Origin of the sequence: Haloechinothrix alba, from assembly GCF_900188115.1 — a bacterium.
Classification (GTDB): Bacteria; Actinomycetota; Actinomycetes; order Mycobacteriales; family Pseudonocardiaceae; genus Haloechinothrix; species Haloechinothrix alba.
In genome coordinates this window covers 20,108-32,317 of the sequence record NZ_FZNW01000001.1, presented here as the reverse complement: position 1 = coordinate 32,317, position 12,210 = coordinate 20,108, and the positions used below count along the sequence as shown (strand labels likewise).

Below are 12,210 nucleotides of genomic sequence, written 5' to 3'. Positions count from 1 at the left end.
GGAGTACTGCCGTGGCACGTCACCCCAAGCTCAAAAAGCTTGCTTTCGTCCCTGCGTTCGCGCTGACCCTCAGCCTGGCCGCATGCGGGGACAACGGATCGGACACGGATGAAGCCGATGACGCCGACGCGTCCGCCCAGGAGGTCGACCTCGTCGAACCCGGCAAGCTGACGGTGTGCACCAACCTTCCCTACGAGCCGTTCCAGTTCACCGAGGACGGTGAGGTCGTCGGCTTCGACGTCGACCTGATGGACCTCGTGGCCGACGAGCTCGGGGTCGAGCAGGAGATCGTCGACATCGAGTTCGACGTGATCCAGAGCGGCACGGCGCTCAACGCCGGCCAGTGCGACGTCGGCGCCGCAGCCATGACGATCCTGCCCGAACGCGAGGAGAACCTGGACTTCTCCGACCCGTACTTCGACGAGGTCCTCGGGCTCATGGTCGAGAAGGGCTCTGGGGTGGAGAGCCTCGACGACGTGCGCGAGCAGGGCCTGTCGCTGGGTGTGCAGGCAGGCACCACGAGCCTCGACCACGCCGAGGAGGAAGGCTTCGAGCCGGCCGAGTTCCCCAACTCCGGCGCGCAGCTGCAGGCCCTGCAGGCCGGCACGATCGACGTCGCCCTGCAGGACCTGCCGGTCGTGGAGAACACCTGGCTGGAGAACCCGGACATCGCCGAGGAGTACGAGCTGGCCGAGGTCATCGACCTGGAAGCCCAGTACGGCTTCGGTGTCCAGAAGGACGGCAACCCGGAGCTGCTCTCGGTGATCAACGACGTGCTCGCGGAAGCTCGCGAGGACGGTACCTACGCCGAGATCTTCGAGAAGTGGTTCGGCGCGCCGCCCACCGAGTAAGGCCCCGGAGAGCCGATCACGGGCCGGGTCGGCGGTCCGTGCTCGCTGACCGCTGCCGGGTGGACGGGCGTGACGAAGGTGATTGGTTGACGTGAATGGCCCCACTGATGAAGAAGGTTCCGGCATGGCCGGCATGAACAGCCCGGCCACCGTCGGCAAGACGCGCAGCTCCGGACTTCCCGGGAGTGCACGCTTCAGCCCGCGGCGTCGTCGCCAGATCAGCCAGGCCGTGCAGTACACGCTGTTCGTCGCCGTGGCGCTCACGCTGGTCCTGGTCGCAGACTGGGAGCGGGTGCAGCGGGGATTCTTCGACGGTACCTCGGCAGCGTCGATGTTCCCCGAGCTGATCACCGTGGCGATGAAGAACACGGTGATCTTCACGATCACCGGCTACGTTCTCGGTTTCGCGCTGGGGCTTGTCGTCGCGCTGATGCGGCTGTCGTCGGCGGCTCCGAACCGCATCGTGGCGCTGGTGTTCATCGAGGTGTTCCGCGGCCTGCCCGCGCTGCTGGTGTTCATCCTGATCGGCTTCGGCCTGCCCATCGCCTTCCCGGGCTTCTCGTTGCCGTTCGGGATCTACGGAACCGTGGCGCTCGCGCTCGGCCTGGTGGCCGCCGCGTACCTCGCCGAGACGTTCCGCGCGGGTATCCAGGCTGTGCCTCGCGGGCAGATGGAGGCCGCACGGTCGCTCGGCATGTCCTACTCCCGCGCGATGGTCACGATCGTCGTCCCGCAGGCGATCCGCATCGTGATCCCGCCGCTGACCAACGAGCTGATCCTGCTGTTCAAGGACTCGTCACTGGTCTTCGCGCTGGGGCTGACCGCGGCCACGACCGAGCTGACCAAGCTCGGACGCGACGTGTCGATCGAGTTCGCCACGTCGACGCCGCTGCTGCTGGCGGGGGCAACGTACCTGGTGATCACTGTGCCGCTCGGCTACGCAGTGCGCCGTCTCGAAGCTCGACAGGCAAAGGAGCGCCGGTGAGTGCCGCAGGCGATGGATCGGGCCGGATGGTCGAGATCCGGGGACTGTCCAAATCGTTCGGTGATCTCGAGGTGCTTTCCGGTATCGACGTCACGGTCGAGGCAGGCGAGGTCGTCTGTGTGATCGGGCCGTCCGGTTCCGGCAAGTCCACTTTGTTGCGTTGCGTGAACATGCTGGAGGTACCGACGGCCGGCAGCGTGCACGTCTCCGGTGTGGAGCTGACCCACAGGGACGTGGACATCGATGCGGCCCGCCGCATGATCGGGATGGTGTTCCAGCAGTTCAACCTGTTCGGTCACCTGTCGGTAATGGACAATGTGACGATCGCTCAGCGCCGCGTGCTGCGCAGGACCAAGGGTGAGGCCGAGCGGATCGGCAGGGAGAACCTCGCCAAGGTCGGGGTAGCGGAGAAGGAGAGCTCCTACCCACCGCAGCTGTCCGGGGGGCAGCAGCAGCGGGTCGCGATCGCCAGGGCGCTGTCGATGAACCCCGAGGTGATGCTGTTCGACGAGCCCACGTCGGCGCTGGACCCGGAGCTGGTCGGGGACGTGCTCGGCGCGATGCGGCAGCTGGCCGAGGAAGGCATGACCATGCTCGTGGTCACCCACGAGATGCAGTTCGCCCGTGAGGTCGCCGACCGCGTGCTGTTCATGGACGAAGGGATGCTCGTCGAGCAGGGCCCGCCGAGTCAGGTGATCGCCGATCCGCGCCACGAGCGCACCCGCACGTTCCTCGCCAGGGTGCTGAACCCGACCCACGCAGGCGAGTAACCGGGCCCGCGCCACCGGGATGGGAACCGAAGGTGACAGCGGTTCCTTCCAAGGAGCCGAACGTGACATTCGGCCCCACCCGTTCCGGGTGGGGCTGGGCCGATCGGTGGAACATGCGGTGTGGGTGGAACCGGCGTGCCGGCGGGATCGTCGGTGACTCGAGACAGCGGCTGGCCACGGCGGGCGCGCCGTGGCCGGTCGCGGGGAGGAGCCGACGGCCGCGATGGGGAGGCGAGCAGGTATGTCGAGTGACGACGTCGCCGGTGGTCCGGCGCACCAGCCAGGGAGCGAGCCCGACGGCTACGACCCGTTCGCGGGTCCTGACCCGCGCTTCGAGGTCGACGCGGCCGAGCTCGTCGAAGCGTTGATCGACCCGAAGACCGGTGGGATCCTGCGCAGAAGGGGCCAGCGGGCCAATGCGCCGATCTTCCAGCGTGTGGGTTGCTTCATCACCGGTACGCTCGACCTGCGGGGCGCCGAGCTGGACTACTTGCTGCGGTTCACCAACTGCCGTTTCGAGAATCCGCCCGACGTGCGGGAGGCGGGTCTGCTCGGGCTGAGCTTCTACCGGTGCTGGATGCCGGGGCTCAAGGCACGCAACCTGCGCAGCAAGTACGACGTGCGGGTGCTCAACAGCTGCGTGGACGCCCGGTCCGACGGAGGTGACGGGACGGCCACCGCCGGTGCGCACATGGTCCCCCCGGGCCGGGACGTGCACACCGCTGCGGTGAACCTGACCGACGCGAACGTGGACAGCTCGGTGTCGCTGGCCGGTAGCGTGATCAGGAACCCGGGAGACCGCGCGGTGCATGCCGACCGTATGCAGGTCACCGGTGCTTTCTTGGCACATCTCACGGCCGTCGAAGGTGAGGTCAGGATGCCGGGTCTGCGTACCGGCGGTAATGCCAACTTCTCCGGGGCGCACCTGGACAACCCGGCCGGGGCAGCGCTCGTCGCCGACGGTGCCCACGTCGGCGGGCTGCTCATCTGCGAGAAGCGCCAGGTGGCATGGCACACCCGGGCTCGCAGCTTCTCGACGCGTGGCTCGGTGCATCTCACGAACGCTCAGGTCAACGGCGATGTGGTGCTGCGTGACGCGCATATCTGGGTCGACCCGGACGGCCCCGGCCTGGAGCGCAGGGCGGGCCTCGCGTCCTCCCGCGACGCCGAACGTATTGATCCGCGCCCGTCGATTGCCGCTGACCGGCTGCGCGTGGACGGCAACATCGAGTGCCGGGCGATGTCCGGCAATGGGACGGTGCGGTTGCTCAACGCCGCGATCGGAGGGTCGTTGCGCTTGACGGCGGCCGAGATCACGGTGCCGCGCGGTGAGGCGGAACCGTTCTACGACAGGGCCGTGCATCTGGACGGCAGCAATATCAGTGCCGATATCCAGGCGGACCGGTTGCGTGTCGAAGGGCAGCTCCGGCTCGCCGACATCACCGTGGGCGGCAACCTGCTGGCTACCGGCATGGAACTGAAGCACCCGGGCAGGGACGTCTTCTGCGCGCCACGTTCGCGTGTGGGAGGCAACATCAACCTCGCGGGCTCGTCGATCGCGGGGACCGTGCAGATGCAGGGCATCGTCGTCGGGGCGAATGCGGAACTGGTCGGCACGCGGCTCACCGAACCCGCCGAGCGGCGGTTTCGCACGTACTCGCTGGATATGCGTACCGCGCAGATCGGACGCGACCTCCTGCTCGGCCAGGCCGATCCGCCGGGCATCGACGCTGAGGGCGGCGTGAACCTCGACGGGGTGAAGGTCACGCGGCGGATCAACCTCAACGCAACCCGGCTGCGCTCATTGCCCGAGGTCCGGCTGCGAGTCCGGCACGGTCCGCTCGAGGGTTCGCAGGGGCTCGCGCTGAACACCGCCGAGGTGACCACGGAGGCGGGAGCGCACGGTGAGCACGATACGCAGCGTGCTCCGCGCGGTATCGCGCTGGACGCGACCGACGCGGTGGCCGAGGAGTTCGTGCTCACCCCGCAGTACCCGCCGGAAGGCCGGGTGGTCCTGCGGCGGGCGCGTTGCGGGACGCTGGACGACAACGCACAGCTGTGGGAGGCCAGCAAAGGGATCGAGCTGGAGGAGTTCCAGTACGACGCGTTACGCGAACCGATCGAGATCGAGGACGATGGCGAGGTGAAGCGGCGACTCCGGCGCCTACGCGGTGCGATGCGCGACTACCGGCCCGGTCCCTACGACCAGCTCGCCACGATGTTGCGCGCCAGCGGGAACGAGGAGCATGCGGCTACGGTGTCGATGCGCAAGCAGCAGTATCGCTACGAGGCGCTGGCCAGAGGCGCGGGTGTGTTCGCACCGGGCGTGTGGCTGTGGAGCTGGCTGCAGCGTGCGATGGTCGGCTACGGCTACCGGCCCGTGCGCGCGCTCGCGTGGCTGCTCGCGTTGCTGGTGGCCGGCAGCCTCTGGTTCGGTCTCGGCATCGACGACTGTGTGAACCACCCGGAACGTTTCCAGGTCAACGGGCCGCGGTGCGTGGTCAACGCAGACGATACGGGGCTGGAGTGGAACCCGGTACTCCACACGGTGGATCTGCTCGTTCCGATCGTCGACTTCGGCAACAAGGGTCGCTGGCACATGGGTGGCGTGGACAAGTGGGTGGCTACCGGATTCACCGCGTCCGGATGGGTGCTGGCCACGACGGTGGCCGCAGGCGTCACGCGCGCGCTGCGCCGCCCGTGAGTAGTCGCCCGGCGAGTTGTGACCGGCCGGTCGGGACCGGCTAGCCTGAACAGGGAATTCGCGTACCGATGGTCTCTGAGCGTCGGGGACCGTCCCCGGGGTATGCGCAGCGACGCCCGTGACCAACGAGGTGGAGGACGAGGATGACGGACATACGGCCCGACGCGACCGCGGAGATCCAGATCGACGCTCCTGCCGAACGCGTGTACGAGATAATCAGCGACCCCGGCGTGCTCGCCGAATGTGCCGCGGAGTACGAAGGCTACCGCTGGCTGGGTGGCATGACCCGTTCCGAGGTCGGCGCCCGGTTTGTCGGGCGAAACCGCAAAGGCTGGCAGCGTTGGATGACGGTCGCGCGTATCACCGATGCGGATCGGGGTAAGCGGTTCGCGTTCGACGTCACGGCCGGGCCGGTCAAGGCTGCGCGGTGGCAGTACGACATCGAACCAGGTGACCAGGGGTGCAAGCTGGTGGAGAGCGCCTGGGACCGGCGCCCGCGGTGGCTGGGCCGCGTGCTGGATGTGATCAACGGCGTCGACGACAGGGCCGCAAACAACCAGGCGAACATCGAGGCAACGTTACGGGGAATTAAAATGCGTGCCGAGAATGGTTAAACAACGGGTAATGAATGCGCCGCTGTCCCGTGTGGGCAACCATGATTTCACCCCCCTCTACTATCATTTCAGAAATGGGCCTCCTTCGTTTGTTGCAGAGTCGACGGAACCGTGCGGCGGTAGGGGGCGAGCCGCACGAGTTCCGCCTCGTACGTGTCGAGGCGCAGCACTACCGCATGCCGTTCCAGCGCCCGTCGAGCACCGGCGGGCGCTCGACGAGCTCGGGTAACAACTTCCTGGTCACGGTCACCCTGAGTCAGGGTGGTCGGGAGTTCGTCGGCCTCGGTGAGTGCCAGCCGCGGCACGCACTGACCGGCGACGGCGACAGGCAGGGCAACGCCGCGTGGAGCTTCCTGCGCTCGGCGGGGGCACGCGTGAGCCCGCGAGCGTTGTCCTTCCACGATCGCGAGTCCGCGGTCGCCGCTGTGCGCGAGGTGATGGCCGAGCTCGCGGCCCTTGCCGGCGAGCACGGCACTGTCGACAACGGCGAGCTGCCGTTCCGAGGCACGCTGCTGGGTATCGAGGTGGCGCTACTGGACGCGGTGTCCCGGGCGCTGGGACTGCAGATCGCGGAGCTGCTCGGTAAGCAGCGTGACGAACTCGGCGTCAGTGCCTCGGCGATCTCGTCGAACGTGACCCTAGACGAGATCGCCGAGAGGGTGGCCAAGCAGGACAAGTACCCCACGACGCGGCTGAACGGAGCGGGCTCGGCAGGCACGGACTGGGATCGGCTGGAGACCGCGGCCAAGGCCAACCGTTCGGTGGGCGACGACAAACCCGTCTGGATGGACTTCACTACGCCCTTCGGCCTCGACGAGGCCGCCTCGTTCGTCGACGGTGTGGTGACACGCATGCGGGAAGGCACCGTTCCGGCCTCGGTGGTGTTGGAAGGGGTGTTGCCGCCGGATCGGGTCACGGAGCTACCGCGGCTGCAGCGGCAAGCGGACGAGGCATGCCGCGGCAGCGGGCTCGACCTCCGGATCATGCCGGATGAAGGTATTCGCGGCCCTGCCGACCTGCGGCGGCTGAACGAGCTGGGTGGCTGCCGTGCGCTGAACATCATGCCCGCGAAGGTGGGCGGCCTGCTGGCGGGCCTCGAGCTCGCTCGTATGGCGGTGGAGGCCGATCGTGACGTGCGGCTCGCGCTGGGCGGTCTGCTCGGCGCGAGCGACGTCACGGTGTGGGCGTTGCACAACCTCGCCAGGGCACTGCCGAGGCTCGACTACCTGACCGCGTCCCCGCCGGTGCGGGCCGAAGCGCGCATCACCGACCCGGTGGTGACGTACCGGGAGCGGGGCAGCAACCTCATCGCCGGGCAGTCCTCACCGGGGCTCGGTGCGCGACTGCTGCCCGAGAGCGTCCGGCCCTACCGGGTGCGGGGCTTCGACTCCGCGACCGACCGTGCCGCCGACGGGTGGAGCGCGGTGTGGGACGAGATCGCTCTCGAGTCCTTGCGGTCCGAAAAGGAGTCCGTCGATGCCTCGATCCACGCGGCCCTGAAGCGGACGCTGCACCGGAACGCGATGCGGGAGGCCGACGCAGCCTATCGCAAGAAGATGCAAGAGCTGCTCGACATTGCCGAGCCGCGCCACATGACGCACCTGATGGCGCGCGAGCTGGAGAACAACGACCTGTCGTTGCGCTCGGGCCTGTCGTTCACGGCGCTGATGTTCGAGCAGTCCGAGGCGCGGCGGCTCGGTGCGTTCCGCCCGGCATGGCTGCTGGACAACAAGACCAACGCCTACGCTTTCGTGGACGAGCTCGGGATACGCCGACCCGCTTCCGACAGGAAGACATACCGGTTCGCCGAGATCGAGGAGGCGCACCCGGTGGTGATCAAGCCGGTGCGGGGAACCGGTTCCCGAGGGGCCTACGCGGTGTTCGCACCCGACCGCATCCGTCACCTTTTCGACGGCGACGAGATGTCCTCCTGGGCGGGGATGGCGGCGCACGCAGACACGTTGATGGCTCCGGACTCCAGGCGCAGGCTCCCGGACCGGTGGATGGTCGAGGAGCTGGTCCTCGAGGACAGCGCCAGTCACCGGCTGGCCACCGACGTCAAGTTCTACGCCTGCTACGGCGAGGTCCTGCTGGTCCGGGAGTCCCGGCGCCTGCCGGGCGGCAAGCAGGCCGTCCAGTTCTGGACAGGCGCCGGCGAGCGGACGGACGTCGGCATACCCGACGAGCCCCTCCCGGAGGCGAGCGGGGCCACCCCCGAGCAGTGTGAGTTGGTGCGCGAGATCAGCCGCCACATCCCGGTGCCGTTCATGCGCATCGACATGCTGCGCGGGGAGGACGAGCTGGTGTTCGGGGAGTTCACTCCCCGCCCGGGTGGGTTCGAGCAGCTCAACGCCGAGTGGGATCGCGCTTTCGCGGAAGGCTGGGTGCGTGCCGAGGGGCGCATCATCGAGGATGTGCTGGCCGGCACGGATTTCTCGGCGTTCGCGAAAGCCACCGGCACGGCCCGGTGACCGGCGGCGTCGACCGGCCGGCGTACTGCCCGGCGGGTCAGCCGTCGCTCACCGGAGCGCGGGAGTTACGCGAGCGGACTACCGTGTGACTCTCGGGCGTGTCCGGTTCGGCTGTCCTGCCCGGTGTCCCCATCCGCGGGCCGGGAGTCCAGTACGCGGCGCGGTCCGGTAAGCAGCATCTCGGCCACGTCGTCGAACACGGTGGGAACGTCTCCGGCAGCGGGTTGGGTGAACTGCACGAGGATCGGGTCGGTGTCGACGTCGGTCACCGCCCACGCGCGGTCGCCGTCCGGAGTGCGCCGCGCGAACGTCACGGCGCTCAGTGGTGGGTCGCCGATGAGCGAGACGACCTCGCGGGCCCGCCGCTCGAGCTCGGCCTCGATCTGCCCGGTGTACCCGACGGTTTCGGCACCGGCACGGATGAGGGTGCCGTGGTTGAGCGTGAGCCGTTCACCGTGCGGCACGACCGAGTCGCCGTCGAGACCGTGCCGCGCGAGGTAGGCGTCGCTGGGTACGTCCTCGGGCAGCGGGCGGTGGCGCAGGTACGGGTGTGCACGGCGCGCGGTAGCGGCCTGCTCGACCAGCTCGGAGACGGTCATGACCCCGTCACCGGTGACGGTGGCCGGGTACAGCGCTAGGCAGGAGCGGACGCGGCCGTTCACCACCAGCAGGCGCCAGGCGTGTGACTCGGAAGCTTGCTCGATGACCAGGTCGGTGGCGACGTCGCGGAGACGGCGCTGTGCCCGTTCGACGCTGCTCGCCCGGTTGAGCCGGAAGGCTCCCCGGAGCGGGCAGCCTGGCTCGGCTGCGTAGATGTTCCACGGGCCTGCGTGCTTCTCGACGAAGTCGCGCGCAGCCGACGCCGCGTCGGCGTTGACGGTCGTGCGGCGGCAGAACGGAACGGCCGCGTGCTCGAGTAACCGCTCCAGCGCGTCCCGCTGCATGGACAGGCGAGCGGTGAACACGGACCGCCCGCTGCGCTCCAGCACGACGTCCCGGCCGTCGACGTCGGCGTGCACCAAGGTCGTGTGGAACCGGACTCCGCCTGCTCCGTGCGCGCTGAGCGCATCCGCCAGGTACCGGCGATCGAGTGCCCTTGGCGATTCCGCGTCGCAGGTGCCCTCCGTCGGGAGCCGGTTGGTAGCGAGCTCGGTAGCCAGTTGATCGGCACGCGGCATCCGTGCGGGCGCGGCACGGCGCAGGATTCGCCAGCCGCGTAACACGCGGCGACCGGGCGCGGCACGGCGGTCTCCGGCGGCACCGCCGCCCGCGGACGGTAGGTGGGCGCGGCCGGCACCGAAGTAGCCGTCGATCTCCAGCTCCCCTGTAGGCACCGGTGTGCCGAACAGCGGGAACTCGTGCATGGGCGTGTCGTTGTTGCAGTTGACCTCACAGATGATGCAGTTCTGCTCCTCGGGCGGCGCGTCGAAGCGTTGCGCGAGGATGTCGACGCCGCTGTGGTGCGCGCTGGGGAAGCAGGCCGCGGCACGTTCGGCGAGGTCGATGATGCCGGGGTGCACGTGGTCGGTGACGGCGACGCTGTCCCCTCCGGCGGAGAGGTTGGCCTTGTAGTGCAGGAGCACGCGCCTGCCGTGCTCGGGAACGCTGTCGGGACTGAGCCCGAGGGCGGCGAGCCTGCGGGTAGCGGCCTCATCGATGGTCACGGGCGAACGCCGCAGGTAGGGGTTCGCGCGGCGCAGCTCGTTCTTCCGGTCCACCAGCTCGCCGATGCTCGTGTGCCCGTCACCGGTCACGTGTGCGGGTACGCGCAACATCGCCGCGACGGCTCGGCCCGCGACGACCATGATCCGCAGGTCGATCGAGGGGATGCTCTCCTCGACGAGGAATCGCCGGGTCCGTGCGGGTGCGCTGCGCATCGCTATGGACACCTCGTCCTCGTCGCGCACACCGACCGTGATGCCTTTACCTCCTGACCCGGTCAATGGCTTGATCACCACCGGCTGGCCGATGCGGCGCATCGCCTCGATCGCGCCGTCGCGCGAGCTCACGACCTCGCCCCTGGCAACCGGGAGCCCTGCGCCCCGCAGGAGCCGCTTGGTCAGTTCCTTGTCGTTGCTGACCTTGCGGTCCAATGAGGTGAGTGTCTGGCACATGTTCTGAAAGAAGCCGAGCGCGGCCGTGCCGTTGCCGATGACCTGTAGTTCCTCGGTCAGCGCGAGCACCGGAAGTCCGCGCTCCCGTGCGGCATCGGCGAGCAGCGCGGCATCCAAGGACCGGCGCCCTTGGCCGGATCGCTTGACACGGTATGTGCCGGCATCCAGAGCAGGCAGCCGCGAAAGCGCGGCGGAGATCAGTGTTTCGAAGCTGTCCAGCTCGCTCATCGTTGCGTTCCTCCGCGCTGCCCAGCACCGCTGACCCACGCCGGTGCATGGACGCGTCGTATCCGCGAGGCCGGCGACAGGCACGGAACCGGGGACTTTCAGCTGTGCGGTTATCGTCGCACAGCTGGTTCAGGCTACTGCGTGTGTTGGGGGTGGGGGTAGGTCGTGGTGGGATGCTCGTGTGAGCCAGGTGGGTGGGGTGCAGTAGGGCCTGCCGTCGGGTCCGGGGTGGATCTGCCAGTCGCTGTGGTGGATCAGCCGGTGGTGTTCGCCGCACAGCAGGGCGAGGTTGGCCAGGTCGGTCGTGCCGCCGTCGGCCCAGTGGTGGATGTGATGAGCGTGGCACCAGCGGTGCGGCCGATCACATCCCGGGAAAACACAGCCGCCGTCGCGGAGGGTCAGGGCGCGGCGTTGGGCGGTGGAGACCAGTCGCTGTTCGCGCCCGAGGTCGAGCACCTCGCCGCGCGTGCCGAGCACGGCCGGGATCACTCCGGCGTCGCAGGCGATGCGGCGGGCCTGCTCGCCGGTGACCGGCATGTCGTGATTCACCAACGCCCCGGCCGCCTCGCTGGCGCCAGTGGTGGTGTCGGTGGTGCTGCTGGTGGCCGCGTCGCGTAGCTCGTCCCAGGGCAGGGTCACGATCAGGCGGGGTTTCTCCCCGCCCTCGGTGGGAAGCTTGCCCTCGTCGAGCACCAGGTCGATCATCTCGGCGAACGCGTCCCCGTGCCGCTGGCCGGTGCTGCGCTCATCTCGCTCGCCGTTCTCGGCCGGGCGCGGTTTGGCCAGCGGGCTCAACGCCGTCTGCAGCTGCTGGCCGGTCTCCCGATCCAGCACCCCGGAGAAGCCGAGCCGCCCGTCGCGACGCCACCCCAGCAGCAACTCGCGCCGTGGGCGGGCCGGCTCGTCATCCCGGGGCCGCTTGCCGTCCGGATCCAGCCGCGCCACCAGGTGCCGCCCCGCCCGCCGCACCACCGCCGGGGTGGAACGCTGCGCCAGCTCCACCAGGATCCGCTCCCCCTCCTCACGCTCGGCGACCGGCACCTCCCCCGGCAGCTCACCCAACGCCCCCGCGATCGCCTCGACATGCTCCCCGTCGATCTCCCCGGCCCGGTGCGCCCGCCCCGCGGCCGGGGCCTCCACGGTGCCTGCGCGGGTGGGATAACACGCCACAGCCCGCGCCAGCCGCTTGCGCGCCTCACCCCGATCCACGTGGACGGTGTCGCGCAACAACGCCTCACCGGTGGGGTAGCCGAACTCGGCCAACACCCCACGCGAGGTGACCTCGGCCAGGATCGCGTCCTGCTCGGCCCGCAACCGTCGGATCGCCCGCTCCCGCTCCACCAGCCCCGCCACCAGCGCGTCACGATCGGCCTGCCACCACCCGGCAGCAGGCGCCCGCTCGATCACCGCGCTCTCCGACACACCTTCACTATAGAACACCAGTTCGATACCGTCTCGTTATTTCCCCGGCGT

At 69.1% G+C, this 12,210-nt stretch carries 8 protein-coding genes; 6 read left to right on the top strand and 2 right to left on the bottom strand.

Annotation, left to right across the window (positions count from 1 at the left end; all coding sequences use genetic code 11):
* Positions 1 to 11 precede the first annotated feature (11 nt).
* The 6 genes from CHB84_RS00110 (at position 12) to CHB84_RS00085 (ending at position 8,395) form a co-directional block, all read left to right on the top strand.
* Entirely contained in the window at positions 12 to 851 is an 840-nt protein-coding gene (locus CHB84_RS00110; protein ID WP_089299386.1) for an ABC transporter substrate-binding protein, read from the top strand.
* A 124-nt stretch (positions 852 to 975) separates the two neighbouring features.
* On the top strand, positions 976 to 1,836 hold the full coding sequence (locus tag CHB84_RS00105) for an amino acid ABC transporter permease (protein ID WP_245818463.1): 861 nt from the start codon (positions 976 to 978) through the stop codon (positions 1,834 to 1,836).
* Positions 1,837 to 1,862: 26 nt separating this feature from the next.
* Positions 1,863 to 2,606: an amino acid ABC transporter ATP-binding protein gene (locus CHB84_RS00100; protein ID WP_089299636.1), complete on the top strand. Its 744-nt coding sequence runs from the start codon at positions 1,863 to 1,865 to the stop codon at positions 2,604 to 2,606.
* A gap of 241 nt (positions 2,607 to 2,847) precedes the next feature.
* Positions 2,848 to 5,310 (top strand): oxidoreductase, encoded by a 2,463-nt coding sequence (locus tag CHB84_RS00095; RefSeq protein WP_176439717.1) that lies wholly within the window; start codon positions 2,848 to 2,850, stop codon positions 5,308 to 5,310.
* A gap of 143 nt (positions 5,311 to 5,453) precedes the next feature.
* Positions 5,454 to 5,924, top strand: a complete 471-nt coding sequence (locus tag CHB84_RS00090) for an SRPBCC family protein (RefSeq protein ID WP_089299385.1) — start codon at positions 5,454 to 5,456, stop codon at positions 5,922 to 5,924.
* A 74-nt stretch (positions 5,925 to 5,998) separates the two neighbouring features.
* On the top strand, positions 5,999 to 8,395 hold the full coding sequence (locus CHB84_RS00085) for an ATP-grasp fold amidoligase family protein (RefSeq protein WP_176439716.1): 2,397 nt from the start codon (positions 5,999 to 6,001) through the stop codon (positions 8,393 to 8,395).
* A 65-nt stretch (positions 8,396 to 8,460) separates the two neighbouring features.
* On the opposite strand, the gene CHB84_RS00080 is transcribed toward CHB84_RS00085, so the two are convergent.
* The gene (locus CHB84_RS00080; protein ID WP_089299383.1) at positions 8,461 to 10,737 is read right to left on the bottom strand and encodes an ATP-grasp domain-containing protein; all 2,277 of its coding nucleotides are present in this window, start codon (positions 10,735 to 10,737) and stop codon (positions 8,461 to 8,463) included.
* 129 nt (positions 10,738 to 10,866) lie between these two features.
* Positions 10,867 to 12,159: an HNH endonuclease signature motif containing protein gene (locus CHB84_RS00075; RefSeq protein ID WP_141134531.1), complete on the bottom strand. Its 1,293-nt coding sequence runs from the start codon at positions 12,157 to 12,159 to the stop codon at positions 10,867 to 10,869.
* Positions 12,160 to 12,210 lie beyond the last annotated feature (51 nt).